Origin of the sequence: Pseudooceanicola marinus, from assembly GCF_020177265.1 — a bacterium.
In the GTDB taxonomy this organism is placed as follows: domain Bacteria; phylum Pseudomonadota; class Alphaproteobacteria; order Rhodobacterales; family Rhodobacteraceae; genus Pseudooceanicola; species Pseudooceanicola marinus_A.
Window position 1 is genome coordinate 293,486 of the sequence record NZ_JAIVMC010000003.1, and the last position, 26,607, is coordinate 320,092.

The following is a 26,607-nucleotide window of genomic DNA, read 5'->3' on the forward strand; positions in this document are numbered from 1 at the left end:
CGGTTCCCGGCTTCCCACGGCCGCGCTGCGTGTCGGCCATCAGACCGGAGGCGCAGCCCACGATCAAGCTGGCCCAAGGTCGTATGCGCGGCCATTCCCCGTTAACCGTGGGCCGGGCGACCCGCATGGGGCACACCAAGCCCCGCCGCCCCTTTTACGTTTCAGGCCTTTGTCCTAGAAGGGAAAGGTGGTGACCGCCGCGTCGCGCCTCGGCGACAGGGCGCGCGGAGGCGGGCAGGCCGGGTGCGACAAGGCAGGGGTGTGACATCGGATGAGCGGGCGTGACGGGAGTTGGCTGGCACGAGGCCTGGCGGTGATCTTCACACAGCTACGGTCCTACTGGTCGATCCTGCGCACCCGAGGCCCCAACCAGTTGCAATTCTGGCTGATCGCCCTGGCGATCGGCGTGGCCGCCGGTGGCGCCGCGCTGGCCTTTCGCCGTGGCATCGCCCTGCTGCAGAAACTCTCCTACGGCGCCGAGGACGTGCACCGGCTGCATTCCCTGGCCGGCGGGTTGCCCTGGTACGTGGTGCTGGTGGTGCCGATCATCGGCGGGCTGATTGCCGGGATCCTGTTGCATGTCTTCACGCCTGACGGGCGCGTACGCTCCGTGGCCGATGTGGTCGAAGGCGCGGCGCTGAAGGAAGGGCGGGTCGAAGGGCGCGCAGGCCTTGGCTCGGCGCTGGCCTCGCTGGTCACTCTGGGCACCGGCGGCTCTTCGGGCCGCGAAGGGCCGGTGGTGCACCTCGTCGCGGTCATGTCCAGCTGGGTGCTAAACCGGCTGAAGGCCGACGGCATCAAGGGCCGCGATCTGTTGGGCTGCGCCGTGGCCGCTGCCGTTTCGGCCTCCTTCAACGCCCCTATTGCCGGGGCCCTCTTCGCGCTGGAGGTGGTGCTGCGCCACTTCGCCATCCATGCCTTCGCCCCGATCACCGTGGCTGCGGTGGCCGGCGCCGTTATTTCGCGGCTGCAGTTCGGCGAAACGGTGGAGTTCGTCCTGCCCGGCAGTTCGATCCTGGAATTCTACGAGGAACTGCCCGCCTTCCTGCTCCTCGGCGCGGTCTGCGGCGTGGTCGCGGGGCTTTTCATGCGGGCGATCTTCCTGTCCGAGGATGTAGGCACCCGCCTGCAGGGTCGCTTCCGCATCCCGCGGTTTCTGCGTCCTGCCGTCGCCGGCGCCCTTCTGGGCGTCATGGCGATCTGGTTCCCCCATATCATCGGCGTGGGCTACGAGACGACGCTGCGCGCGCTCTCGGGCGAACTGCTGCTGCAACAGGCGATCCTCTTTGCCCTGATCAAGGCGCTGGCCACGGCGATCACCATGGGCGGCCGCATGGGGGGCGGGGTCTTCTCGCCCTCGATGATGCTGGGCGCGCTGACCGGCCTGGCCTTCGGCTTCATCGCCACGGGCATCTTCCCCGACCAGTCGGGGAGCCCGTCGCTCTACGCCCTGGCGGGCCTGGGCGGCGTGGCGGCGGCGGTGCTGGGCGCGCCGATCTCCACCACGCTGATCGTGTTCGAGCTGACCGGCAACTGGACCACCGCCCTGGCGGTGATGGTGACGGTCTCGATCTCCACCGCGATCGGGTCGAAACTGGTGAAACGGTCCTTCTTCCTGACCCAGCTTGAACGGCGCGGCATCCACCTGGCGGCGGGGCCGCAGGAATACCTGCTGGCCATGTTCCGCGTGCGTGACGTCATGCGCCCCTGCGGGGCCGAACGTGCGGCGGCCGAGGCCACCTGCTGGGAGATGGTGGAAAAGGGGATCTACATCGACGGCGGCGCCACGCTGGAGGCTGCCTTCCCGGTCTTCGAGCGTACGCTGGAGGCCTACTTGCCTGTGGTCTCCTCCCCCCAGCCCGGCAAGCCGCCGGAGCTTCTGGGCGCGCTCTTCCACGTCGATGCCCTGCGCACCTACAACCGCGCCCTCGCCGCCACGGCGCGCGAGGAACACAGCTAGGCCGCTTCGGGGCTGCGCCTGACGCCCCTCCCATTCGTTGGCCGAAAACCTCTTGGGTATTAAGCCCCTCAGGGCTCAAGGGGGGCAGCGCCCCCGCCCGCTGTTCGTATCGCCGGGCGGGCGAGGGTCAGGCGCCCTCAGATCTGTTCGATCGTGACGAAATCGGTCGCGTGGAAGGCGATGTGCCCGCCGATCTCCTCGACCCCCGCCAGCGGGGCCTCGTAAGACCAGGCGGCGTTTTCCAGGGTCTGGCTCTTGGTGACGATGGAATAGTAGGTGGCATCGCCCTTCTTCGGGCAATGGCTGCCGTGGTCACTCGGATCGAGAAAGGCCATGGCGATGTCGTCGCGCGGAAAATAGATGATGTCCGGGTAGCCCGGTTCGCTCAGCTGCAGGGCGTTGCGGCTTTCGGCCAGGACCGCGCCACCGGCGCGGACCGACCACAGGCCATCGGCCTTGCGGATCGTGATATCACTCATGTCTGTCCCTCATTGCCCCTGCTTCCTGACGCGCCGCTGTAACAGGGGCGTGTCAAAGCCCGCGATCCGGGCCCGAAGTCAGAGTGTCTCCGTTGCCCGATCCAACCACACTGCGGTCGCTTCGTCCAGAAGTGGACGAATGCGCGCACGCACCTCGGCGTGGTAGGCGTCGATCCAGGCCCGTTCCTCGGTGCTCAGCCGGTCCACCAGGATCAGCCGCCGCTCGATCGGGACCCAGGTCAGGGTTTCGAAGGCCAGCATGTCGCGCGCCGCATCCGCGCCCTCCAGCGCCGGGGCCGGCTCCACCGCGATCAGGTTCTCGATGCGGATGCCGAAGGCGCCCTCGCGGTAATAGCCAGGCTCGTTCGACAGGATCATGCCGGGGCGCAGGGGCACGTCCGACACGCGGCTGAGGCGCTGCGGCCCCTCGTGCACGCACAGGTAGGCGCCGACGCCGTGGCCCGTGCCGTGGTCATAATCCTGCCCGGCCAGCCACAGCGGATAGCGCGCCAGCGCGTCCAGGTGCTGCCCTGCCAGGCCGCGCGGGAAGCGCAGGCGCGAGATGGCGATCATGCCCTGCAGGACGCGGGTAAAGGCGGCCTTCTCGGCCTCGCCCGTATCCTCTCCCACCAGGAGGGTGCGGGTGATGTCGGTGGTGCCGTCCAGGTACTGGCCCCCGCTGTCCACGACAACCAGCTGGCCGGCCTCCAGCGTGCGGTTGCTGTCGCTGGTCACCCGGTAGTGGGGCAGGGCGCCGTTCGGCCCGGCGCCGGCGATGGTGTCGAAGCTGATCTCCATCAGCTGGTTGGTCTCGCGGCGGAAGATCTCCAGCCGGGTCACCAGGTCGATCTCGCTCAGGCTCTCCTGCGGTCCGGCGTCGAACCAGGCGAGGAAGCGGCACATCGCCACCGCGTCGCGTTCATGGGCGGCGCGCATGCCGGCCAGCTCGGCCTCGGTCTTGCAGGCCTTGGGCAGGATGCAGGGATCGCTGTCCCAGTGGATCTCCAGCCCGGCCAGGCGGTCTTGCACCCAGACGGGGCAACTGGCCGGGTCCAGCCGTACCGGCCGCGTCAGCCGGCCCGCCAGGTGCTCCAGCGTCGGGCCGAAGCTCTCGGGGCCTTCGATGTTCACGTCCGGGCCAAGGTGATCCAGCAGCGCCTCGTCGCATTTGGCGTCATCGGCGAAGAGGGCAACCTGCCCGTCGGCGAAGAGCAGGGCGAAGACATGCGGCACCGGGTTGCGGGCGATGTCGCTGCCGCGGATGTTCAGCAGCCAGGCGATGCTGTCGGGCAGGGTCAGCACGACCATGGCCTCGCCCGCCTCGTCCAGCAGGGCGCCTAGGCGGCGGCACTTGTCCTCCAGGCTCTCGCCGGTGAACTCGATGGGCTGCGGCACGATGGGGGCCAAGGGCGGCTCGGGCTGATCCTCCCAGACTGCATCCAGCGGGTTCTCCGCCACCGCGCGCAGGCGGATGCCGGACCCCTTCAGCGCCGTCTCCAGCCGGTCGATCTCGCCTCGGGCATGCAGCCAGGGATCGAAGCCCAGCACGCCACCCCCGGGCAGCGCCTGGCGCGCCCAGGCGGCGATGGAGGTTTCGGGCCAGGCGATGACCTCGAAATCCTCGGCGACCTGGGCCGGGGCCTGTACCCGGTAGCGCCCGTCGACGAAGACGCCTGCGCGGGTCCCGGTCACCAGGCAGAAGCCGGCCGAGCCGGTGAAGCCGGTCAGCCAGGCCAGCCGCTCGTCCCGGGGCGCCACATATTCGCCCTGGTGGGCATCGGCGCGCGGCACCAGGAAGGCATCGAGGGATTGCGCGGCCATGGCATCGCGCAGATCGGCCAGGCGCGGCGGCCCCTGCTCGGGGGAGGACGGAGTTTCAAAGGTCTGGAACATCTTGATCCCTCGGGGTCTTTCGTGTCGCGGTCACTTTAGGCGGCCCGGCTGCGGGGGGCGAGGCGAAAACGCCCGGAGCTCTTGGCCCGCCCCGATGCTCCGAGCGAAGCCTCGCGCCGGGGCGCACCCCCCTTTTGTCTATTTGTTGGCCGGAAATATCCCGGGGGGAATTGCGTCGCAGGCGCAAGGGGAGCAGAGCCCCCTCTTGGCTCTCCCTCAGGCTCAGCTGGCCTTGCGAATGCCGGCAAAGCGCGCCCGGGCGCGCGGGTCATTGTCGAAGAGGCTCGCCAGTTGCTCGGTCATCGCGCCCGCCAGCTGATCGACGTCGGTGATGGTCACGGCGCGCTGGTAGTAGCGGGTCACGTCATGGCCGATGCCGATGGCGATCAGCTCCACCGCCTTCTTCTTCTCGATCATGGCGATCACGTCGCGCAGATGCTTTTCCAGGAAGTTGGCGGGGTTCACCGACAGCGTCGAATCGTCCACCGGCGCCCCGTCGGAGATCACCATCATGATGCGCCGCGCCTCGCGCCGGCCCATCATCCGGCGGTGTGCCCATTCCAGGGCCTCGCCGTCGATATTCTCCTTCAGCAGGCCTTCCTTCATCATCAGGCCGAGGTTCTCGCGGCTCCGCCGCCAGGGGGCATCGGCCTGCTTGTAGATGATGTGGCGCAGGTCGTTCAGGCGGCCGGGCTGCTGCGGGCGGCCATCGGCCAGCCATTTCTCGCGACTCTGCCCGCCCTTCCAGGCGCGGGTGGTGAAGCCCAGGATCTCCACCTTCACGTTGCACCGCTCCAGCGTGCGGGCCAGCACGTCGGCACAGATCGCCGCGATGGAGATCGGGCGGCCGCGCATCGAGCCGGAGTTGTCCAACAGCAGCGTCACCACGGTGTCGCGGAACTCCATGTCCTTCTCGACCTTGAACGACAGCGGCGTCGTGGGGTTGGCCACCACGCGCGCCAGGCGGCCGGCATCCAGCACACCCTCTTCCTTGTCGAATTCCCAGGACCGGTTCTGCTGCGCCTGCAGGCGGCGCTGTAGCTTGTTGGCCAGGCGGCCGACGGCGCCCTTCAGCGGATCCAGCTGCTGGTCCAGGTAGGCGCGCAGGCGCTCCAGCTCGGCGGCCTCGGCCAGCTCCTCGGCCAGGACTTCCTCGTCGTAGGCATCGGTGTAGACGGCGTAGTTCGGGTCGGCGTCGCTGACAGGCGCGGGCGCCGGGGGCTCCTGCGGCGCCTCGCCCTCGGGCATCTCGGCCTCTTCGCCGGCTTCCTGGTCGGCCATGTCGTCGGCGCTGACCTCGGCTTCGGACTGGTCCTGCTGGTCTTCCTGACTCTGCTCGGGGCTGGCCTCGGGCTGATCCTCGCTGTCGTCCTCGCCGGTGGAATCCGGATCCTGCTCTTCCTCGTCGGGGGCCTCCTCGGCGTCGTCCGTGGATTCGTCGTCCTCGGCGTCCGGGTCATCACCCAGCTGGTCACCGTAGCCCAGGTCGTCGATCAACTGGCGGGCGAAGCGGGCGAAGGCGGCCGGGTCCGACAGGCGCTCCTGCAGGTCTTCCAGCGTGGTGCCGCAGCGTTCCTCCATGAAAGGGCGCCACAGCTCCATCACGTTCTCCGCGCCCTCGGGCATCGGACGCCCGGTGGCCAGGTGGCGGATCATGTAACCGGCGGCGGCAGGCAGGGGGGCCTGGGCCCGGTCCTTGATGCCCTCGTAGCCCATGCGCCGGGCCTCGGCGCCGATCTTGTGGTCGATGTTGCCGGCGGTGCCGGGCATGTCGCGCGCGCCCATGGCCTCGCAGCGGGCGGTTTCCATCGCCTCGAACAACTCGCGCGCCATCTGGCCCTCGGGGCGATAGCGGCCATGGGTGGCGGCGTCGTGATAGCGGTGATGCAGGGCCAGGGCATCGGCGGTGCCACGGGCCAGCAGCACCTCGTCCTTCGACATGCGGCGCGAGACCTGCGGCAGGCGCATCTGATCCGCGGACATGCCGGAGGGATCGACGCTGTACTGCACATTCAGCTCGGAATCGTCGGCCATGACCTTGGTGGCCTCGGCCAGGGCCTTCTTGAACGGATCGGCGGGGTTGTCGCTGGACTTGCTCATGGGGAAGATAAAGCATTCCCCCGGCGCACTCGCAAGCGCGAAGCGACCGTCACCGGGCGCGGGTCCAGCGGCGGTGCGCGATTGCGGGCGCAGATGGCTCAGGAGGGGCCGGTCTACTTGGGAGGCAAAGGGGTGGGAGGACGGGCAACTTGGCGGGGGCTCTGCCCCCCTTGAGCCCGTGCCGGGCTCAATTCCCCCCGGAGTATTTTCGACGAAGTGAAGCAGGGGGCGGGGCGCGGGTTTGGGCCACGAGGGCACTGGGGCCGGGCGACCTTTCGAAACCCGGCCTGCATCGCGTCAGTCGGGCAGCAGGGCGCGGCAGCGGGCGATCTCGGACCGGGCGCGCCGGGCGGCCCGGGGGGAGGGGGTGCCGAAGGTGGCCCGCGTCAACAGGGCGGCCTGGGCCGCCTTTGCCTCGACCCGGGCGGCCAGCAGGGCGCGGGTGATGTCCGGTGCGGGAGCCGGATCCGTGGTTGCGGCGAGCAGGGCAAGCATCCGGGCGCGCAGGTCTTCCGTTGCCTCCGCCTCCGGCGTGGCCATCAGCCACTGGTGTTCGAGCAGGGCCGAGAGCCGCCCCGTGCAGCTGGCCAGCAGGCGCGGGGCGTCCGGCAGCGCGACCCCCTGCGGCGCGGCGCGACAGGCCGGGGCCAGCAGCAGGCAGGCGAGGGCGGCGGCGAGGGGGCGGACATGGCGCATGACGGATCTCCGGGGCAGGAGGCGTCAGGCTGCGGGAAAGATGTTCAGATCCGGTTCACGTGGCTGACGGTGGGAGCGGCGGAAGCGGCAACGGGGCGCGCCGGGCAGGAAAAAGGGCGCGTCGCCCGTGGCGCGCGCCCTTGCTCATTCTGTTCTGGCTGCGGGATCAGCTGGCCGCGGCGGCGGCGCTTTCGGGCAGCTCCTCATCGAAGCAGCGCTGGTAGAACTCGGCCACCGTCTGGCGCTCCAGCTCGTCGCACTTGTTGAGGAAGGTGAGGCGGAAGGCATAGCCCGTGTTGCGGAAGATCTCGGCGTTCTGGGCCCAGTTGATCAGCGTCCGGGGTGACATGACGGTCGACAGGTCGCCGTTCATGAAGGCCGTGCGGGTCAGCCCGGCCAGGGTCACCATCTGGCCGATGGTCTTGCGCCCGGCAGCGGTGTTGTAATGCGGCGCCTTCGACAGAACAATCGCGGCCTCGGCGTCATGGCTGAGGTAGTTCAGCGTGGCGACCAGCGACCAGCGGTCCATCTGGGCCTGGTTGATCTGCTGGGTGCCGTGGTAGAGGCCCGTGGTGTCGCCCAGACCCACCGTGTTGGAGGTGGCGAAGAGGCGGAAGTACTTGTTGGGCGTGATGACCTCGTTCTGGTCCAGCAGCGTCAGCTTGCCGTCCGCTTCCAGCACGCGCTGGATGACGAACATCACGTCGGCGCGGCCCGCGTCATATTCGTCGAAGACGATGGCGGCGGGGTTGCGCAGCGCCCAGGGCAGGATGCCCTCGTGGAACTCGGTGACCTGCTTGCCGTCCTTCAGCTTGATCGCATCCTTGCCGATCAGGTCGATCCGGGAGATGTGGCTGTCGAGGTTGACGCGCACGGTCGGCCAGTTCAGCCGGGCCGCGACCTGTTCGATGTGGGTCGACTTGCCCGTGCCGTGGTAGCCCTGCACCATGACGCGGCGGTTGTGCGAGAAGCCTGCCAGGATGGCCAGCGTGGTATCGGGGTCGAAACGATAGGTCTCGTCCACCTCGGGCACGCGGTCGGTGCGCTCTTCAAAGCCCTTCACCACCATATCCGTGTCGATGCCGAAAGTCTCGCGCACGGAAATCTCTTCGGTCGGTTTGGCGTTGCTGTCGAGCGATCCCTCGGCCATGGTCGGTCTATCCCTTCCTGCATTGTTCGCACCCGCAGCATTCCGCGGGTCTGACGTGCACCATATCGAAGCGAACGGCGAGGGAAAGGGCAAAATCGCGCAGGCCGGGACCGCCGGCCGCGAGGGGCAGACGGGGACGGCATGGCGACGCTGGAAGACATCGAGGAGCTGATCGGGCAGGTGGCCGAGGGGGATCGCGCGGCGTTTCAGCGGCTTTACGCGCTGACATCGGCCAAGCTGTTCGGCGTGTCCCTGCGTATCCTGGGACGCCGGGCCGAGGCCGAGGAGGCCTTGCAGGACAGCTTCGTCAAGATCTGGCGCCATGCCGATCGCTACCGCGCCACCGGCTACAGTCCGATGACCTGGCTCATCACCATTGCCCGAAATACCGCCATTGACCGGCTGCGGGCGCGCCGCGCTCGGGGCGAGGACCTGTCGGAGGCGGAGGACCTGGCGTCCTCCGCGCCGGGGCCGGAGGCGCAGGCCATCGCGTCCGACGAACGCGCCCGGCTGACCGCCTGCCTGGAGGAGCTGGAGCCCGACCGGGCCGAGGCGGTGCGCGGCGCCTACCTGATGGGCCATTCCTACAAGGAACTGGCGGAGGCCCACGAGGTGCCGCTGAACACCATGCGGACCTGGCTGCGGCGCAGCCTGCTGAAGCTGAAGGAGTGCCTGGGCCGATGAGCGACACCCCGCCGCCCCCTTCGGACGACACGCCACCGGACAGCGACCTGCTGCGCGCGGCGGAATATGTGCTGGGCCTGCTGGAGCCTGCCGAGGCGGAGGCTTTCGAGGCGCGGCTGGCCACGGACCCGGCGCTGCGGTCGCTGACTGCGGCCTGGGCGGATGACCTGGTGGCGATCACCCATGCGATCCCCGAGGCGCAGGTGCCGGATCACGTCTGGCAGGCCTTGCAGGCCCGGCTTTGGCCCGCGGCGCAGGCGGAGGGCGGGGCGATCCCGCGCAGCTGGCGCGGCTTCATCGCCTCGCTTGGGCTGGGGGAGCTGGTCGTCGGCACGGTGGCCGCCGCACTGCTGGCCTTTGTCGCCTGGGAGTTTGGCTGGATGCAGCCCGACCCGGACCTGGCCGCGCCCGAATACGTGGCGGAGATCGGCGAAGCAACTGGCCCCGTGCGCTTTGCCGCCGGTTATGATGTCGACAGCGAAACGCTGGTGCTGGAACGTCTGGCGGGGGCGGCCGCTGCGGGGCGCAGCCTGGAGCTTTGGCTGATCGCCGGGGATGCCGCGCCGGTCTCGGTCGCTGTCTGGCCCGAGGGGGCGGACCGGCAGGAGGTCGTGTTGCCCTCGGGCTTGGCGGCGCGGGTGCCGGAGGCGGTCCTGGCCGTGTCGGATGAGCCGTCGGGCGGCTCGCCCACCGGATTGCCGACCGGCGCGGTGCTGGCCACCGGCGCGGTGCGGGCGGTCGCAGGGTAGGGCGGGCATCGGGCAGGGGGCTCTGCCGCCGCCGCGGCGACTTCCCAAGGATAGTCCTAGCAAAGAGAAGAGCGGGGCGTGGCCCCCGGTGACCGGCCTTTTGGTCGGCTGTTCTGGGTGTGGCGAAGGGCGCGACAGAGCGCCCCTCGCCAAGGGGTCAGGGCTGGCAGGTGAAGCTCGCGGCCGCCATCGGGTCGCCGTCGCCGTTGTAGCGCGGCACCTCGGGGTATTCGCACAGCGGGCGTTCCGCGGTGACCCGGTCGGCCTTGGGGCTGGAATTGACCATCGGGCCCGGCGCCTCGTCCTCTTCGACCCAGGCTTCCAGTGCCGAGAAGAGATCGGCTGCCGCCGGCATGTCCTGCGGACCGATGCCCGCATGGGTGATCGCCGGGAAGATGTAGAACCGCGCGAAGTCTTCGGCGGGCACATCCGTGGCTTCGGTCATCCGTGTCCAGTAGGCCGCGACCTCCTGCGGGGGGACCTCGGAGGCGCCGCCGGCATACATGATGAGCTTCGTACCGCCTTCGGCCAGGGGCGTCAGGTCCGGATCGGTGGCGTCGATGATCTCGGCCACCTCCTGGATGCGCGCGCGCAGCGCCGGGTCGTTTTCGTCGAAGGTCAGCGCGTCATATTCGGCGTCCTGGGTCACGAAGAACCGCGCGTAGCCGTCGCCCAGGGCATAGACATAGGCATCCTTGCCCAGCTTCACCGGCGACCCGGGTTGCGGGCGCTTGCCCAGGAAGCTGCCGGACCAGACGATATTGCCCCAGGGGTAGCCGGCGTGGCCGGTCAGCCCGTTGGGCAGCTCGTAGTCCAGCTCCAGCGGGGCGTGCAGCTCATTGATGGCGGCCAGCTGGCCTCCGGTCAGGCAGTCGGCACCTTTCTCGCCCTCGCAGAGCATCACCGACAGGTCGGGCTGGCAGCCCTCGAAATCGGCGATCCAGCCGTCCTCCAGCCCGTCCAGCCCGTCGCACTGGGCGATGATCTCGGCGGTAACGGCCTGGGCGGTTTCGGGCGGCACCCAGTTTTCGCCACCGTTTTCATAGAAGACGCGGGTGCCCTTGAGGTGGGTCATCTTCAGCCCCGAGAGCGCCATGACAGGATCCCCGGCCAGGATGCCGTCGTAGTTCTCTGCGTGGCGCTGTGCGGCCACCATGGCTTCCTTGCCGCCCTGGCTGAAGCCGACGAAGTAGCTGTACTCGGGCAGGCGGCCGTAATGGGCCTGCACCAGCGTCATGGCCGCGTCGAAGGTCTTGGGCACCGAGGCCCCGGCGTAGTTCTCGAACTCCTCCGGCACCAGGGCGAAGGAGGCGCCGCGCGGGTCGACCTCCGGGCTTTCGGGCAGATCGCCCTGCTGGTGGCCGCTGTCGCCCTCGAAGGTGACGTGGTTCTTGAACGGAAAGGCCGCCTCAGCCTCGGGCGTCTGCCAGCGGGCGCCCTGGTTGTCGCGGATCACGCCGTTGAAGCCGCCGCCGCCGTATTGCACGCTGCGCCCGCTCCAGTCGGTGGGCAGCGTGACGCGGAAGTTGATCGGCGAGACGCCGTCGCCCTGGGCGAGGCTGGCCATGACGACGCAGGCCTCGGGGCGGCTGTCGTCGGCGGGGACGGTTTCGGCGCTGGTCACGCTCAGGGCGCCGTCCTCGAAATCGGCCAGCGCGGCGCAATCCCCGGCGGCCAGCGCCTGGCCGGTGCTGCCCAGGGCGGCGAGCGCCGCGATCAGCGCGATGCGCGTGCCGCGGGCACGTCCAAGGGGGCGCCGGATGGCACCTTGGGTGATCTGAAATGTCATGTCTGAACTCCTCCCGTTCGTCGACATCGCACAGATTTGTATACACTTAATCAGGAGTCAAACCGAAATCCGGGCGACCTCAGGCGAAGTTTCGCGCGCGGGTTGAGTGGTGGGTGTTGTCGTGCATACATGCGCCCGGCGGAGGCAGGCTATCGGGGCCTCTTCCGGGCAAGCGCCGCCCGCCGGTCCGGGGTCAGGAACGTATCGCGACGCGTCTCGAACCACGCCCCGCAGGCCGCCTCCAGCGCGGCGGTCGGAGGATCGCTGCGCCAGTCGGCGAGGCGGGCCTGCAAGGCTGGCGCCTGATCGGCCAGGGCCCGGGCCTCGACCTCGTTGCGGTTGGCCTCTCGGTGCCAGCGGGAGCCGAGGTGATACTTGCCGCCATCGGCCTTGCCTTGGCCGTCGCCCCGATCGTTCTTCATCAGGAAGCAATCCTCGGAGCGGACCGCGTAATGATAGAGCTGCGCTGCCCGCGCACCGGCGGCCAGCTCATGCGGCCGGAAGCGGGCCGATTTCGCCTGATAGAGGGATCTGTTGGACAGCTCCGCCCCGTCGGGGGTGAGGACCAGCGGGTCGGCGATCTGCGGCTCCAGCGGGTTGTGATCGGTGGCACGGGCGAAACTGGCGACGCGGAAGAGGCATTTGAACTTCGTCCGGCCCGGTTCGGGGGCAGGTTCGGCGCGGGTGTTGCGCTGCGTGACCAAATCGCCCGGGGTCCAGCGGGTGACGCCGCTGTCCCCGAACATCCGCCAGGGGATCGGCACCACGTCTGCCGGCTCTGTCCGGGCCAGAAGGTCGGCCAGGGTGCCCTCGGGCAGGGAGAGAAACTCGTCGCTGTCGATATGGAGCAGGTGCGTCAGCCCGGTGGCACGGGCATGGGCCAGGGCCAGGTCCATCCCGCTGTCCTGCGGCGCCGTGTCGGGGGGCACGTCCTGGCGGATGTGGGTGACGCGGCCCAGCTCCGCCAGCCGGTCGAGCAGCGTGTCGGACCCGTCGGTGCAGGCGTTGGTCACCACGATTATCTCGGCGAACCCCAGGGCGGCGTGAAGGGCCAGCCATTCCAGCACGAAGACACCTTCGTTGCGCATGCAGGCGACGAGCGCGGGGCGTGGCGCTGTCCGGGAGGCAGGGTGCGGGGCGGTCATCGGCGAGGTCCTCGGGGTCCGGTCCCTCCTGCATAGGGGAAAGCCAGACACAGGTCAGGGTTTTCTTCGTTTCGCGGCGGCAGGGAGGACCAAGACGGTGTCATCAGCTGTGAAACTTTTGTAACAGGCCCATGACAGCCTGTGGTCCGGTCAGCCTTCCGCGGCCGGTGGTAACGAAAACGGAGGGACGCATGTCCGGTAACAGCAACCTCGATCCCAGTCACCTGGAGACGCTGGATCGCGACCTGGGGCGCCTGTCGACCCTGGAACGCGCGACCTCGTCGGCCAGCCGTCCCCTGCTGGGGATGGGGTTGGCGCTGATCTTCGTGGTCTTCGCGGCGATCCTCGCGGCCCTGATCTTCGGCCATGCGGACAACACGTTCATCGTGGTGATCGCCGCCGCCTTTGGCGCCTACATGGCGCTGAACATCGGGGCCAATGACGTGGCCAACAACATGGGGCCCGCCGTGGGTGCCAATGCCATGTCGATGGGGGCCGCCATCGTCATCGCCGCCGTCTTTGAAAGCGCGGGCGCCCTGTTGGCGGGGGGCGACGTGGTGTCGACTATCGCCAAGGGGATCATCGCGCCCGAAAGCATGGGCACCTCGTCGAGCTTCATCGCTGCGATGATGGCGGCGCTGCTGGCCTCGGCCCTTTGGGTGAACCTGGCGACCTGGATCGGCGCGCCCGTCTCGACCACGCATTCGGTTGTGGGCGGTGTCATGGGCGCCGGCATTGCCGCGGCCGGCTTCGCCGCCGTCAGCTGGGGCCAGATGAGCGCCATCGCCGCAAGTTGGGTGATCTCGCCTCTGCTGGGCGGGCTGATCGCGGCGGGGGTGCTTTGGTTCATCAAGGCCAACATCATCTACCGCGATGACAAGATCGCCGCCGCCCGTCGCTGGGTGCCGGTGCTGGTGGGGATCATGGCCGGCGCCTTCGCCAGCTACCTGACGGTGAAGGGGCTGAAGAAGATCGTGTCGGTCGACCTCGGCGGAGCGCTGCTGATCGGGGTGGCGGTGGCCGTTGCGGTCTGGCTCTTGATGATCCCGGTGATCCGGCGCCAGTCGCGCAACCTGGAGAACCGCAACAAGTCGCTGAAGGTGCTCTTCGGCATCCCGCTGATCGCCTCCGCCGCGCTGCTGTCCTTCGCCCATGGCGCCAATGACGTGGCCAATGCCGTGGGGCCGCTGGCCGCCATCGTGCAGGCCTCCTCCACCGGGGATTTCACCCAGGCCGTGTCGATCCCGCTGTGGGTCATGGTGATCGGGGCGCTCGGCATCTCCTTCGGGCTGTTCCTCTTCGGGCCGAAACTGATCCGCATGGTGGGAAACCAGATCACCAAGCTCAACCCGATGCGCGCCTATTGCGTGGCGCTGTCGGCGGCGATCACGGTGATCGTGGCCAGCTGGCTGGGCCTGCCGGTCAGCTCCACCCACATCGCCGTGGGCGGCGTCTTCGGCGTGGGCTTCTTCCGCGAATGGGACACCGCACGCCGCATGCGCCGCGCCCGCCAGCCGGTCGCGGGCCTGTCGGTGCCGCCCGAGGAACGCCGCCGCCGCAAGCTGGTGCGGCGGTCGCATTTCATGACCATCGTCGCGGCCTGGGTCATCACCGTGCCGGCCGCGGCCATCCTGTCGGCGGGCATCTTCGTGGTGATCCGCGGCATCACCGGCTGAGGCCATTTCGAGACAGGGCAAGCGAAAGGGGCGGCGCCATCGGCACCGCCCCTTTTCCGTTGTCTGCAACCCGGCGCCCGCAGGCGCCACGCCTCACTTGAAGCTGCGGCTGTCCTTGATCTGGTCCCAGGCCCAGACGACCTGTTGCAGCTGTTCTTCCTGGCTGCGGTCGCCGCCGTTCATGTCGGGGTGCAGCACCTTGATCAGCGCCTTGTAGGCCTTGCGCACCTCGGCCTTGGACCAGTGATCCTTGGCGTCCAGGATCTCGATCGCCTGGCGTTCCTTGGGGGGCAGGCGGCGGGTATGGCCATTGTTGTTGCTGCGTCCGGGATTCTGGGTGGCGTTCTGGCCCAACACCTGGTGCGGGTCCTCGATGCCCAGGCGGGCCCAGGCGCGGGCCTCCGGGTCGCCCAGGGGCTTCGTCTTGCGCTCCCAGACCTTGTCGTTGGATTCCTGGGCGTTCATCTCGGCTTCGGTCTTGCCGTCGAAGAAGCTCCATTTCTGGTTGTATTCGCGGACGTGGTCCTTGCAGAACCAGTAATAATCGTCCAGCACGTCGGGGGCCTTCGGCGCGCGGTACTTGCCGGGCTGATCGCAGCCGGGGTGCTCGCAGATACGCGTCGAGGTTTCGGAGGCCCCGGACATGCCGCGGCGACCGCGGTTCTGTTTCTTCTTGGCAGAAGAAATGGACATGTCGAAACCGAAGGGATCGTTCTTGGGCATGGGGCGCGGGCCTCCTGGGTCTTAGGGGGGAGCTATCCGAGTCAGGCGCTGCAGTTTAGACTTTTGACCGGCAAGTTGAAGAGGCAAGGAGAGAAAAAATGAAGCGACAGGCAGAGATCCGCGAGCGGCTCGAAGCGGCTTTCACCCCCGAGATGCTGGAGGTGATCGACGACAGCGAAAGCCACCGTGGCCACGCGGGCTACCCGGAGGGCGGACAGAGCCACTTCATCGTGAAGATGAAGGCCGAAGGGCTGGCCGGCAAGAGCCGCGTCGCCCAGCACCGCGCCGTCTACGCCGCCCTGGGCGACCTGATGCCCCAGATCCACGCGCTGAACCTCGACCTCAGCGCCTGAGGGCAAGACCGCCGCGTATGCCTCACATCTGGCGCACGCGGCGGATTCTGACGGCTGGGCCCCAGCGACATGGCGGCACCTCCGCCCTCTTTGGTCGCGCCTTCGATAGCCCGGATCAACGAGCGCGCCGTTGCGGTGGAGCGCGGCGCCGCCGTCTTCACTTCGTCAAAATTCTCCGGGGGCTGAGCCGCATGCCGGAAATCGTCCAGTGGACGATTTCAGCGGCGAAGGGGCGGAGCCCCGGAAGAGCGGCAGGGCGGCGGGGCACAGCCCCTGCCGCCAGCTGCATTTGCTCGACCCCGGTGATAGCACCGAGGCCTTTCACAGCTGAGGCGCGCCGCGCAAGAGGGATCGCACAACGGTCAGGCTGGCTCTCCGCTCCCTGCGGTTTCGGACCGGCGGTCAGTCCTGCGAGCGCGGATCGGCCACCGGCGCCTTGGGGGCGCGGCTTTCATCGTCCTCGGGCGTGGCGGTCAGCGGCCGCGACGGGCGGCGCATTTCCTCATGCTGGAACAGCGGCGCCTCGCCCTTGGCCACGACAGGTTCCTGCCGCTTGCCCGGCCGCGCCAGCACCCCGTCCAGAAGGCGCCCCAAACCTGACCGCAGCCGCCCGCCAAGACCGGGACGCTCCGCGACCGGCTCAGGCAGGGACAGCTCTTCGCGGCCCTCGGGAGAGGCCAGACCCGCCTCGCGGCGGAAGACCAGCAGGTTGCGATAGGTGACCCGGCTGCGCCGCTCTTCCTGCGGCAGCATCTCGGCGCGGCAGTAGTCCCAGCCCCGGGCGGCCATCTCGTTGATGACGGTCTCCACGGCCAGCGCGAACTGCGCTTCCGCGCCTTTCACGCCGCGCGCGCGGCGCCCCTTCACGGGGGCAGGTATCACCCGGTATTCCCAGTTCATTTCCGCAATCCCATCGGCTTGCCGACCCAGTCCGGCACCGGCTCCTTCTGGTGCTCCGCCAGGGCCGCGTCAAGCTTGGCCTTCACCGCCTCGGGGAAGGGGGCGACTTTCGGCCCGGACTGGTCGACGTGCAGGGTAATCCCTTCGCCGGTGGCCGCCACCCAGCCGTCCTCGTGGATCAGCTCCTGGATGTAGTGGAAGGACTTCGGCCCCACATCCACCAGCCGCAGGCTGACCCGCAGCTTGGCATCCGCATGGACCTCCTGCAGGTAGCGCGTCTTGAACTCGGCCGCATAGGTCGTGCAGCCGGTCTCGGCCAGGTAGCTTTGCCCCATGCCCATCTCTTCCGTGAAGGGGTCGCCGCCGACATCGAAGAAGACGCCGTAATAGGCCATGTTGAGATGGCCGTTGTAGTCGATCCATTCGGGTTTGATGGTCATCAGATCACTGAGATAGGGCATGGGGCCTCCGTTGTTGCGTTGCGGCGAAGGTAACAGAGGCGCGGGGGAGGGCAAGCGGGTCCGGCCCGTGGGGGCCGCAGGTGCATGGAACGCATGGTTTCGGCGCAGCCGAACCGCTCGTCATGCCAGACGCGAAAAGGGCGGGGTCAGACCCCGCCCTCCTGCTTTCTCAATCCCGTTGCTGCGGGCCTCGGCCTTACAGCCCCAGCTTGGCCGCGACGATCTCGTTGACGGCCTTGGGGTTGGCCTTGCCGCCCGTGGCCTTCATCACCTGGCCCACGAACCAGCCCGCCAGCTTGGGGTTCTGATGGGCCTTCTCGACCTGCTGCGGATTGGCCGCGATCACCTCGTCCACCGCCGTTTCGATGGCGCCGGTGTCGGTGACCTGCTTCAGGCCCTTGTCCTCGACGATCTGCGCCGGGCTGCCGCCTTCGGTAAAGGTGATCTCGAAGACGTCCTTGGCGATCTTGCCGGAGATGTCGCCTTTCTTGATCAGGGTGATGATCTCAGCCAGCTGGTCGGGCGAAACGGGGCTGTCGCCGATGCCCAGGTCGTCCTTCTTCAGGCGGCCGAAAAGCTCGTTGATGACCCAGTTCGCCGCCAGCTTGCCGTCGTCGCATTTCGCCACGACCTCTTCGAAGAAGGCGGAGTTGATGACCTCGGCGGTCAGGACGGAGGCGTCGTATTCCGACAGGCCGAAGTCCTTGACGAAGCGGGCCTTCTTCTCATCCGGCAGCTCGGGCAGGGAGGCGGCGATGTCGTCGACCCAGGCCTGTTCGATCTCCAGCGGCAGCAGGTCGGGATCGGGGAAGTAGCGGTAGTCATGCGCCTCTTCCTTCGAGCGCATCGACCGCGTCTCGCCCTTGTCGGGATCGTAGAGGCGGGTTTCCTGCACCACTTCGCCGCCCGATTCCAGAATCTGGATCTGGCGCCGCGCCTCGAAATCGATGGCCTGCTGGATGAACCGCATGGAGTTCATGTTCTTGAGCTCGCAGCGGGTGCCAAGGTGGCTGAAGTCCTGGGTTTCCATGTACTTCTCGTACTGGCCGGGACGGCAGACCGAGACGTTGACGTCGGCGCGCATGTTGCCGTTCTGCATGTTGCCGTCGCAGGTGCCCAGGTAACGCAGGATCTGGCGCAGCTTGGTGACATAGGCGGCGGCCTCTTCGGGGCCGCGGATGTCGGGGCGGCTGACGATTTCCATCAGCGCCACGCCCGTGCGGTTCAGGTCGACGAAGGACATGTTCGGATCCATGTCGTGGATCGACTTGCCCGCGTCCTGTTCCAGGTGGATCCGCTCGACCCGCACCAGGCGCGCGACGCCCGGGCCCATGTCCACCAGGATCTCGCCCTCGCCCACGATGGGGTGATAGAGCTGCGAAATCTGGTAGCCCTGCGGCAGGTCGGGGTAGAAGTAGTTCTTGCGGTCGAAGGCCGAGCGCAGGTTGATTTCCGCCTTCAGGCCCAGCCCGGTGCGTACCGCCTGCTCGACGCAGAACTCGTTGATGACGGGCAGCATGCCGGGCATCGCGGCGTCGACGAAGGCGACGTTGGAATTGGGCTCGGCCCCGAACTGGGTGGAGCCGCCAGAGAACAGCTTGGCCTTTGAGGACACCTGGGCATGGACTTCCATCCCGATGACCAGTTCCCAATCATGTTTCGCGCCCGCGATGACTTTGGGCTTCGGGGTCTCGTAGGTGAGGTCCAGCATGCTCCGTCCTTTCCGGGATTGGCTCGGATCGGGTTCTAGGACAGGGCGGGAAGGGGAGCAAGAGGCGTCGGCGGTCTGCCTAGTGATGACGCGCCCCCGAGCGGCGCGCCTTGACGATGGCGGCGATCTGGGCGGCATCGGCGGCGAGGTCGGCCGGCGACATCGGTTGCTCGGGAAGAGCCAGGGCCGGTCGGGCGCCGCGCAGCCACAGCTCGGGCCGGATCTCGGTCATGTGGTGCTCGATGATCGCGTCGGCGGCGCTGTAGAGAACGGTGCGGCTGCTGCGCGCGGCCTCGCTGAGGCCCGCAGGTGCGCGGCCCGGGGCCATGGCCAGGGCGCAGAAGCCGGCCAGAAGGTTCGCCACCTCCTGTTTCTCCACCCGGTCGAGGATGTCGAAAAGGCCCCGGCGCAGGCGCGTGGCGTCGCAGGCCGCCGCCGTCTCGGCATCGGTGGACAGGGCGTCGAGCCAGATCCAGGCATAGGCCCCGTCGCCCCAGATGTCGGCCAGACGGTCGGCGGTGGCACTGGCGGCGGTGTCGATGGCGGCGGCATCGGTGCCGTACCAGTCGGGTGTCAGGTAGAGGCCGAACGCGCGGAGCGGACCGGGGTTGGCCGGGTCCAGGTCGATCAGGTCCTCGAAGTCATCGCGCATCCGGGCGCGGGCCTCCACGTCCCCGGCCAGCAGGCCGATCCGCGCCTCGGCCAGCATCGGGCTGTCTTCCTCAATCGGGCTGTAGCCGTCGAGCAGCCGGGCGGCGCGGGCCATATGCGCCTCGAAGGAGATCGAGGGACGGGCAGGGCGCGACACGGGTGGCAGGTCCCCGTGATAGAGCCAGGCCAGGTCCATGTGCAGGCGGGCGACGGTGGCGGCCAGCGGCCAGTCGCCGCCGGAGGCCAGGTCGTCGAGGTCCGCCAGCGAGGCATCGCAGGGCTGGGCGCCCCGGTGGATCGCCTTGCGCGCGGCGCTGACCATGTCGGAACGCGCCCCGGCGGCCAGTACATCGGACATGCGCACCCCCGCGGGGGAGGTCTCGCGCAGACGGTCGGTTTCGCGGATCATCCGCGACAGCAGGTCCCAGCGGTCCTGGCGCGCCAGGGTGCGGCCCTTGTCGAAATAGGCGCGGAAGGCGGATTGCTCCCGTGTCGCGTGACGGATCGGCAGCAGCCGGCGCACCTCGGTCGAGGCGGGGGCCTCGGCCCGGGCCTCGGCGGCGCTGCGGATGCGGATCTGGCGGCCGCCCTCCGGCGTCACGCCTTCCGACATCAGCGCGCCCTGCGGCATCGCTTCGGGCGACGGGGTCTCACCGCCGAAAAGGCTGCGAAGGCTGGAAAGGTCTGGCAGGCCGCGCATGGGTATCTCCACTTTGGTCGTCCCGTCGTTTTGTCGGGGCATTTGGGCCGAAACGTGGCGCCCAGGCGGAGATATGGCGTTAAACCGTCGCCAGATCGTTAACATTTGAGAGGAAGCATGGGGGCTTGTTTCCCGGCGCTGGTGCGCGCCGGGAGGTTTTACTTTGCGATCAGGGGGCTGTCAGCCGCCTAGGATGCGGCTGACCATTTCCGAGGTGTCGCGGGAAAGACCCTGCTGCGCGCCGATCCGCTCCAGCTGGGCTTTCATCATGGCCTGCCGGTCGGCATCGAAACGGCGCCAGGTCTGGAAGGCGGCGCACATGCGCGCGGTGGTCTGCGGGTTCAGCGGATCAAGCTTCAGCAGCCAGTCGGCCAGAAGCTCATAGCCCGCGCCGGAGGCATGGTGGAAGCCCGCGGGGCTCATCGACAGGGCCCCGAAGACCGCGCGGAAGCGGTTGGGGTTCTTCATGTCGAAATCGGGGTGCTCCACCAGCGCGGCGGCGGTCGCGGCTGTCTCCGCCGGCTTGGCATAGGCCACCTGAAGCGAGAACCACTTGTCGATCACCAGCCGATCCGCCTGCCACTGTTCGTAGAAGGCGGCCAGTTCGCCCTCCGCCGCGCCGATGGAGAGCAGGCAGGACAGCGCGGCCAACTGCTGGGTCATGTTGTCGGCCGCCGCATATTGTGCCCGGGCCTTTTCGCCGCCGTCGAGGCGGGTCAGCAGCGACAGCGCGGCATTGGCCAGCGCGCGGGAGGCGGCAGGGCCGGCGTCGGGCTGATAGGTGCCTGGCACCTGGTGGGCATGGAACAGCTTCTCCAGCAGATCGGGCATCCAGCGGGCCATGGCGTCGCGCATTTCTTCGCGCTTTTCCCAGATGCGCTGCGGGTCGGGGGTCATGCCGCTTTCGTGCAGGGTCTGGGCCAGGTCGTCCTCCGACGGCAGGGCCATGGCCAGCGCCCGGAACGCCGGGTCCAGGGTTTCGTCCGACAAGAGCGTGTGCAGGGCCCCCAGGTAGGCCTCATCCGGGGCGGCACCATCTGCGATCATCCGCATCAGGGCCTGTTTCGCCAGGCCACGGCCCGCTTCCCAGCGATTGTAGGGATCGGTGTCATGGGCCATCAGGAAGGCGCGTTCGGCGTTGTCGGTCTCGCGCTGCAGGATCACCGGGGCGGAGAAGCCACGCAGGATCGACGGCACGGGGCGGGCGCCCAGGCCGGTGAAGGCAAAGCTCTGCTCGGCCTCGGTCATTTCCAGAAGGGTCGTTTCCACCACCTCGTCCCCGTTCGGGCCGATCAGGCCGACCTCGATCGGCAGGACCTGTGGCTGCTTCTCGGGCTGGCCGGGGGTGGGGGGCGTTTCCTGGCGGAAATGCAGGGTGAAGGTGCCGTCCTCCCAGGTCTCGGTGACATGCAGGCGCGGCGTGCCGGCCTGGGAATACCAGCGCTTGAACTGGGACAGGTCGCGGCCCGTGGCCTCCTCGAAGACGGCCAGCCAGTCCTCGATGGTGCAGGCCTGGCCATCGTGGCGGGCAAAGTAGAGATCCAGCGCCTTGTAATACTCGTCGTCGCCAACCAGCCGTTTGAGCATGCCGATCACCTCGGCGCCCTTTTCGTAGACGGTAGCGGTGTAGAAGTTGTTGATCTCCTGGAAGCTCTCGGGGCGGACGGGGTGGGCCAGGGGGCCGTTGTCCTCGCGGAACTGGCGGGCGCGCAGGTCGATCACGTCGCCGATCCGCTTCACCGGCTCGCTGCGCATGTCGGCGGTGAACTGGGCGTCGCGGAAGACGGTCAGCCCTTCCTTCAGGCACAGCTGGAACCAGTCGCGACAGGTGATGCGGTTGCCGGTCCAGTTGTGGAAGTACTCATGCGCGATGATCGCCTCGATGCGCTCGAAATTGGCATCGGTCGAGGTCTCGGGCGAGGCCAGCACGCAGGAGGAGTTGAAGATGTTCAACCCCTTGTTTTCCATCGCCCCCATGTTGAAATCGTCCACGGCCACGATGTTGAAGATGTCGAGGTCGTATGCCCGGCCATAGACATCCTCGTCCCACTTCATCGACTTCTTCAGCGCCTCCATCCCGAAGGCGCATTTGCCCTCATCCCCCGGACGGACCCAGATGTTCAGTTCGACCTGCTTGCCGGAACGGGTGGTGAAACTGTCGGGGTGGTTGACCAGCTCGCCCGCGACCAGGGCGAATAGATAGGCGGGCTTGGGCCAGGGGTCATGCCATTCGGCGAAGCCCGCACCGCTGTCCACGGGGTTGCCGTTGGACAGCTTCACCTTTTCGTCGCCCTCGATGCGGACGGTGAAGGTGGACATGACGTCGGGCCGGTCGGGGTAGTAGGTGATCTTGCGAAATCCCTCGGCCTCGCACTGGGTGCAATACATGCCGTTCGACATATACAGGCCTTCCAGGGCGAAGTTCTGCGCCGGGGCGATCTCCACCTCCGCTTCCCAGGTGAAGGGCGCGTCGGGGACGTCACAGGTCAGGCCCTGGGGCGTGACATCGGGCGAGACCTTGGAGCCGTCGATCTTCGCCTCGATCAGCTTGAGCTGTTCGCCATGCAGGAAGAACCGATCCTGGCTGCCGTCCGGGTTGGGCGCGAAGCGGATGCGAGAGGTGACGCGGGTCGCGTCGGGGGAGAGGCGGAAGGTCAGGTGCACCTCCTCCACCGTCCAGCCGAAGGGGGCGTAGTCGGCCAGGTAGACGGTGTCGTGGGAGGTTTCGGCGGCGGCGTCCTTCATCGGGGGTCCTTTCGCATCACTTTACGCTCGATGTTGCGCCGCAGCGCGGGGATTGCAAGGGGCGCGCCCGGAACAAGGCGCGAGGGCACCGCGTTGACCCAAGAGTAACCAGGAGGAGTAAATGACCGCACCTGATACCAACGTCGAGACCGAAAGCCGCAAGCACAAGGCGCCGATCTGGGGCATTCTGCTCGCCGTGATCTTCGGGCTGTTGATGATCCTGGCGATCGTCACGACGGCCTTTGAACGTTCGGACGAGGAGGCCGCGCCCGAAGCCGCGGTGGAAGGTCAGCCCTGAGCTGACCTCGTCCTGCGCGGTGCAGTGGCACCCGCCAAGCAAGCCAGGCCCGCCGGGGAGGATACCCGCGGCGGGCTTTCTGCATTTCTGCCGGGTTCCGAAGCAATCACAGGCGGCGGTGCGTGCCTGCACAGCGATTTCCGTTTAATTCATGCCTCTGAGCGACTAGATTACGGAGCATAACAAGGGGCCCGGACATGACACGACCGCTGATCGGCATCATCACCAACCTGCACGTCATTGACGGCAGCTATCGCACCCATGCGGGGGGCGTGATGAATTGCGAGGCTGTGGCCGAGGTCTGCAAGGCCCAGCCGGCGCTGATCCCCGCCGATCCCCGCTATGTTTCGGTCGACGAACTGCTGGAAACCTACGACGGCTTCGTCCTGACCGGCGGGCGGCCCAACGTGCACCCCAATGAATACGGCGAAGAGGAAACCGAGGCCCATGGGGCCTTTGACCGAGCGCGGGATTCCATCACCCTGCCGCTGGTGCGGGCCTGCGTCGAGCGCGGCCAGCCCTTCCTCGGCATCTGCCGCGGCTTTCAGGAGGTGGCGGTGGCCATGGGATCTACCCTGCACCCGGAGATCCGCGACCTGCCGGGCCGGATGAACCACCGCATGCCCCCCGACGGCACGCTGGAGGAGAAATTCGCCCTGCGCCACAAGGTGACCTTCACCGAGGGCGGGGTCTTCCACCGGATCATGGGCGCGCAGGAGGTGATGACCAACACCCTGCACGGGCAGGGCGTGGTGGCGCCCGGCAAACGCTTCGTCATCGACGGCCATGCCCCCGACGGCACGCCGGAGGCCGCTTATGTCGATGGCGCCTCGGGCTATACCCTGGCCGTGCAGTGGCACCCGGAATACAACGCCGCCAACGATCCCGTGTCGCGCCCGCTGTTCGACGGGCTGGGCGAGGCGGCGCGGGCCTGGGCGCATGGGCGGCAGGCCTGGCCGGTGCTGCGCAGCGCCTGAGCGGCCCTCGCGGCGCTGGATGTGAAAAAGGGCTCCGACCGGAGCCCTTTTGTCGTTCCGAAGGCAGGAAGCGCCCGGTCAGACCTGCCCCCCGGCCAGGGGGACCTCGGTGCCGTTGACGCTTTCACACAGCGGATTGCACAGCCACAGGGCGGCCGCGGCCACCTCCTCGGGTGCGATCAGCCGCTTGTGGCGGTTCAGCTTCACCATCATGTCGCGCGCCTCCGCCTCGCTGACGCCCGCGCGGGCCGAGATCGCATCGGTGTTGCGGCTGACGATGGGGGTGTCCACGTAGCCGGGGCAGATCGAGTTGAAGGTGTAGGGCTGGCCCAGGAAATCCTCAGCGAAGCTGCGCATCATGCCGATCACCCCGTGTTTCGAGGCGGCATAGGCGCCAGCGCCGGCGGAACCGCGCAGCCCGGCGATCGACGATACGGCGATCACCCGGCCCCAGTCGGTGGTCAGCATCGACTGCAGGCTTTCGCGCACGGTGTAGAAACAGCCGTCCAGGTTGGTCGCCATGATCTTGCGCCAGAAGTCAGAGCTGGTCTTGTGCAACTTGCGACCCTCGGCGATGCCGGCATTGGCGACGCAGATCTGCACCGGGCCGCGCGCCTCGACCGCGGCGGCGGTGACATCGCGGATCGCCGCCTCATCCGTCACATCCATCACCGCCGGGTGCAGGCCGGGGCCTGCGACCTCCTCCAGCACCTCCATCCGGCGCCCGGTGATCGTCACCTGCGCGCCGTGGTCCGCCAGGGCGCGGGCGATGGCCAGGCCGATGCCCGTGCCCCCGCCGGTGACGAGGGCGTGTTTGCCATTCAGGTCCATGTCTCTCCTCCCATTTGCGGAAAAATGTTCCGCATATCGAAAGAAAGCCTAGGATGAAGGCAAGGGGCGGATCAAGGGGGCGGAGAAATCGGCCATTCGCGCGGCGCCGGCACATGCCTGCCATGCCGCGGCGGCGCGACTGTCGTCAAACGGGCGCATTCAATGTACCAAAGCTTAGATCACAAGGACTTCGGGCTGGAAATCACGACAGCGCGACATATGCTTGTGTTTGACAGGGCGAGGCATTCCGGGCAAACCCGGACCAGCCTGCGCGCAACAATCTTGCGCGCCAAAAGACCGAGCAGGCCGGAAAGTTCCGGACCCTGCGACAATACGTTGGACCAGAAGGGGGACGACACAGGTGAAGATCGGAACGCCAAAGGAAGTGTTCGAGGGAGAGGCACGTGTCGCGATGACACCGGACTCGGCGCTGCAACTGCAGAAGCTGGGCCACGAGTGCCTGATCGAAAGCGGAGCCGGCACCCGAGCCGGCTTCCTGGATGCCGCCTATGAAGAGGCCGGGGTGACCGTCGTCGACGATGCCGGTGCGCTCTACGCCCAGGCGGATGTGGTGGCCAAGGTGCGCCAGCCCTCCGAGGAAGAGGTGAAGCTGCTGCGGGAAGGTCAGACCCTGATCTCCTTCCTGAACCCGGGCGGCAACGCCGAGCTGCTGGAAGACATCAAGGCGCAGGGCACCACGGCCATCGCCATGGAAATGGTGCCGCGCATCTCGCGCGCCCAGAAGATGGACGCGCTGTCGTCCATGGCCAACATCGCGGGCTACCGCGCCGTGATCGAGGCGGGCAACAACTTCGGCCGCTTCTTCACCGGCCAGATCACCGCGGCGGGCAAGGTGCCCCCGGCGAAGGTGCTGGTCATCGGTGCAGGCGTGGCGGGTCTTGCCGCCATCGGCACCTCGACCTCGCTGGGCGCCATCACCTATGCCTTCGACGTGCGCCCCGAAGTGGCCGAACAGGTTGAAAGCATGGGCGCCGAATTCGTCTACCTGGACTTCGAGGAAGAACAGCAGGATGGCGCCGCCACCGGCGGCTATGCCTCCGTCTCCAGCCCCGAGTTCCGCGAGGCGCAACTGGCCAAGTTCCGCGAGATCGCGCCGGACATCGACATCGTCATCACCACGGCGCTGATCCCCAACCGCGAGGCGCCAAAGCTGTGGCTTGAGGACATGATCAAGTCGATGAAGCCGGGATCGGTCATCGTCGACCTGGCCGCCGAGAAGGGCGGTAACGCCGAGGGCACCGTGGCCGACGAGAAGGTCGTGACCGACAACGGAGTCACGATCGTCGGCTACACCGACTTCCCCTCGCGCATGGCAACGCAGAGCTCCTCGCTCTACGCCACCAACATCCGTCACCTGATGACGGACCTGACGCCCGAGAAGGACGGCGTGATCAACCACGACATGGAAGATGACGTGATCCGCTCGGCCACCGTCACCCATGATCACGAGATCACCTTCCCGCCGCCGCCGCTGAAGGTGCAGGCCATCGCCGCGCAGAAGCCGAAGCCCAAGGCGCCTGAACTGACCCCGGAAGAGAAGCGCGCGCAGGAAGTGGCCGCCTTCAAGAAGCAGACCAAGACCCAGGTAACCCTGCTGGCCGTCATGGCCGTGCTGATCCTCGGCGTCGGCCTGATCGCCCCGTCCAGCTTCATGCAGCACTTCATCGTCTTCGTGCTGTCGGTCTTCGTCGGCTTCCAGGTGATCTGGGGCGTCGCGCATTCGCTGCACACGCCGCTGATGGCCGTGACCAACGCCATCTCCTCGATCATCATCCTGGGCGCGCTGATGCAGATCGGCTCCGGCTCCTGGTTGGTGATCCTGCTGGCCGCGCTGTCGGTCTTCATGGCCGGGATCAACATCTTCGGCGGTTTCCTCGTGACGCGGCGCATGCTCGCCATGTTCCAGAAATCCTAA

22 protein-coding genes are annotated in these 26,607 nt (G+C 67.9%); 8 read left to right on the plus strand and 14 right to left on the minus strand.

Features of this window, described 5'->3' with window-relative positions:
• Nucleotides 1–271 precede the first annotated feature (271 nt).
• Nucleotides 272–1,960: a chloride channel protein gene (locus LC066_RS05985; protein ID WP_224897200.1), complete on the plus strand. Its 1,689-nt coding sequence runs from the start codon at nucleotides 272–274 to the stop codon at nucleotides 1,958–1,960.
• Between the two features lie 137 nt (nucleotides 1,961–2,097).
• On the opposite strand, the gene LC066_RS05990 is transcribed toward LC066_RS05985, so the two are convergent.
• From LC066_RS05990 to cobS, 5 genes are all read right to left on the minus strand, one after another.
• On the minus strand, nucleotides 2,098–2,439 hold the full coding sequence (locus LC066_RS05990; RefSeq protein ID WP_222476887.1) for a DUF427 domain-containing protein: 342 nt from the start codon (nucleotides 2,437–2,439) through the stop codon (nucleotides 2,098–2,100).
• A 78-nt stretch (nucleotides 2,440–2,517) separates the two neighbouring features.
• Nucleotides 2,518–4,332: an aminopeptidase P family protein gene (locus LC066_RS05995; protein ID WP_224897202.1), complete on the minus strand. Its 1,815-nt coding sequence runs from the start codon at nucleotides 4,330–4,332 to the stop codon at nucleotides 2,518–2,520.
• Between the two features lie 222 nt (nucleotides 4,333–4,554).
• Nucleotides 4,555–6,432 (minus strand): cobaltochelatase subunit CobT, encoded by a 1,878-nt coding sequence (gene cobT / locus LC066_RS06000; RefSeq protein WP_224897203.1) that lies wholly within the window; start codon nucleotides 6,430–6,432, stop codon nucleotides 4,555–4,557.
• Nucleotides 6,433–6,729: 297 nt separating this feature from the next.
• Nucleotides 6,730–7,128 (minus strand): hypothetical protein, encoded by a 399-nt coding sequence (locus tag LC066_RS06005; RefSeq protein ID WP_224897205.1) that lies wholly within the window; start codon nucleotides 7,126–7,128, stop codon nucleotides 6,730–6,732.
• A gap of 166 nt (nucleotides 7,129–7,294) precedes the next feature.
• Nucleotides 7,295–8,278 carry a cobaltochelatase subunit CobS gene (gene cobS / locus LC066_RS06010; protein ID WP_222476898.1) on the minus strand — a complete coding sequence of 328 codons (984 nt, stop codon included), beginning with the start codon at nucleotides 8,276–8,278 and terminating at the stop codon, nucleotides 7,295–7,297.
• Nucleotides 8,279–8,419: 141 nt separating this feature from the next.
• Here cobS and LC066_RS06015 point away from each other — a divergent pair, with 141 nt between their 5' ends.
• Together LC066_RS06015 and LC066_RS06020 are read left to right on the plus strand one after the other, a co-directional pair.
• Nucleotides 8,420–8,962, plus strand: coding sequence for a sigma-70 family RNA polymerase sigma factor (locus LC066_RS06015; RefSeq protein WP_224897207.1), 543 nt, complete (start codon nucleotides 8,420–8,422; stop codon nucleotides 8,960–8,962).
• Nucleotides 8,959–9,711: an anti-sigma factor domain-containing protein gene (locus LC066_RS06020; RefSeq protein ID WP_224897209.1), complete on the plus strand. Its 753-nt coding sequence runs from the start codon at nucleotides 8,959–8,961 to the stop codon at nucleotides 9,709–9,711. The genes LC066_RS06015 and LC066_RS06020 overlap by 4 nt, the downstream gene beginning before the upstream one ends.
• A gap of 157 nt (nucleotides 9,712–9,868) precedes the next feature.
• Here the strand turns inward: LC066_RS06020 and LC066_RS06025 are convergent, their stop codons facing one another.
• Both LC066_RS06025 and LC066_RS06030 read right to left on the minus strand, forming a co-directional pair.
• Complete coding sequence (locus LC066_RS06025) at nucleotides 9,869–11,500, minus strand: tannase/feruloyl esterase family alpha/beta hydrolase (protein ID WP_224897211.1); 1,632 nt, start codon at nucleotides 11,498–11,500, stop codon at nucleotides 9,869–9,871.
• 149 nt (nucleotides 11,501–11,649) lie between these two features.
• On the minus strand, nucleotides 11,650–12,645 hold the full coding sequence (locus LC066_RS06030; protein WP_224897213.1) for a glycosyltransferase family 2 protein: 996 nt from the start codon (nucleotides 12,643–12,645) through the stop codon (nucleotides 11,650–11,652).
• Nucleotides 12,646–12,836: 191 nt separating this feature from the next.
• On the opposite strand from LC066_RS06030, the gene LC066_RS06035 reads away from it, so the two are divergent.
• The gene (locus LC066_RS06035) at nucleotides 12,837–14,321 is read left to right on the plus strand and encodes an inorganic phosphate transporter (protein WP_224897215.1); all 1,485 of its coding nucleotides are present in this window, start codon (nucleotides 12,837–12,839) and stop codon (nucleotides 14,319–14,321) included.
• Nucleotides 14,322–14,414: 93 nt separating this feature from the next.
• Here LC066_RS06035 and LC066_RS06040 read toward each other — a convergent pair whose 3' ends face one another.
• Nucleotides 14,415–15,044 (minus strand): J domain-containing protein, encoded by a 630-nt coding sequence (locus tag LC066_RS06040; protein WP_222476918.1) that lies wholly within the window; start codon nucleotides 15,042–15,044, stop codon nucleotides 14,415–14,417.
• Between the two features lie 98 nt (nucleotides 15,045–15,142).
• Here LC066_RS06040 and LC066_RS06045 point away from each other — a divergent pair, with 98 nt between their 5' ends.
• Complete coding sequence (locus LC066_RS06045; RefSeq protein ID WP_085888459.1) at nucleotides 15,143–15,397, plus strand: BolA family protein; 255 nt, start codon at nucleotides 15,143–15,145, stop codon at nucleotides 15,395–15,397.
• A gap of 402 nt (nucleotides 15,398–15,799) precedes the next feature.
• Here LC066_RS06045 and LC066_RS06050 read toward each other — a convergent pair whose 3' ends face one another.
• The 5 genes from LC066_RS06050 to pepN form a co-directional block, all read right to left on the minus strand.
• The gene (locus tag LC066_RS06050) at nucleotides 15,800–16,297 is read right to left on the minus strand and encodes a DUF4177 domain-containing protein (protein WP_224897217.1); all 498 of its coding nucleotides are present in this window, start codon (nucleotides 16,295–16,297) and stop codon (nucleotides 15,800–15,802) included.
• Nucleotides 16,294–16,758 carry a thioesterase family protein gene (locus LC066_RS06055; protein ID WP_222476921.1) on the minus strand — a complete coding sequence of 155 codons (465 nt, stop codon included), beginning with the start codon at nucleotides 16,756–16,758 and terminating at the stop codon, nucleotides 16,294–16,296. The genes LC066_RS06050 and LC066_RS06055 overlap by 4 nt, the downstream gene beginning before the upstream one ends.
• A gap of 196 nt (nucleotides 16,759–16,954) precedes the next feature.
• Nucleotides 16,955–18,469 carry an Asp-tRNA(Asn)/Glu-tRNA(Gln) amidotransferase subunit GatB gene (gene gatB, locus LC066_RS06060; RefSeq protein WP_224897219.1) on the minus strand — a complete coding sequence of 505 codons (1,515 nt, stop codon included), beginning with the start codon at nucleotides 18,467–18,469 and terminating at the stop codon, nucleotides 16,955–16,957.
• Between the two features lie 79 nt (nucleotides 18,470–18,548).
• Nucleotides 18,549–19,820, minus strand: coding sequence for a hypothetical protein (locus LC066_RS06065; protein WP_224897221.1), 1,272 nt, complete (start codon nucleotides 19,818–19,820; stop codon nucleotides 18,549–18,551).
• Nucleotides 19,821–20,000: 180 nt separating this feature from the next.
• The gene (gene pepN / locus LC066_RS06070) at nucleotides 20,001–22,565 is read right to left on the minus strand and encodes an aminopeptidase N (protein ID WP_224897224.1); all 2,565 of its coding nucleotides are present in this window, start codon (nucleotides 22,563–22,565) and stop codon (nucleotides 20,001–20,003) included.
• A gap of 121 nt (nucleotides 22,566–22,686) precedes the next feature.
• Between pepN and LC066_RS06075 the strand changes: the two genes are divergently transcribed.
• Entirely contained in the window at nucleotides 22,687–22,863 is a 177-nt protein-coding gene (locus LC066_RS06075) for a hypothetical protein (RefSeq protein WP_222476925.1), read from the plus strand.
• Nucleotides 22,864–23,060: 197 nt separating this feature from the next.
• On the plus strand, nucleotides 23,061–23,840 hold the full coding sequence (locus LC066_RS06080) for a gamma-glutamyl-gamma-aminobutyrate hydrolase family protein (protein ID WP_224897226.1): 780 nt from the start codon (nucleotides 23,061–23,063) through the stop codon (nucleotides 23,838–23,840).
• A 78-nt stretch (nucleotides 23,841–23,918) separates the two neighbouring features.
• On the opposite strand, the gene LC066_RS06085 is transcribed toward LC066_RS06080, so the two are convergent.
• A complete protein-coding gene (locus tag LC066_RS06085) occupies nucleotides 23,919–24,671 on the minus strand; it encodes an SDR family NAD(P)-dependent oxidoreductase (RefSeq protein WP_222476928.1) in 753 nt (250 codons plus the stop codon).
• A 361-nt stretch (nucleotides 24,672–25,032) separates the two neighbouring features.
• Here LC066_RS06085 and LC066_RS06090 point away from each other — a divergent pair, with 361 nt between their 5' ends.
• Nucleotides 25,033–26,607 (plus strand): Re/Si-specific NAD(P)(+) transhydrogenase subunit alpha, encoded by a 1,575-nt coding sequence (locus tag LC066_RS06090; RefSeq protein WP_224897228.1) that lies wholly within the window; start codon nucleotides 25,033–25,035, stop codon nucleotides 26,605–26,607.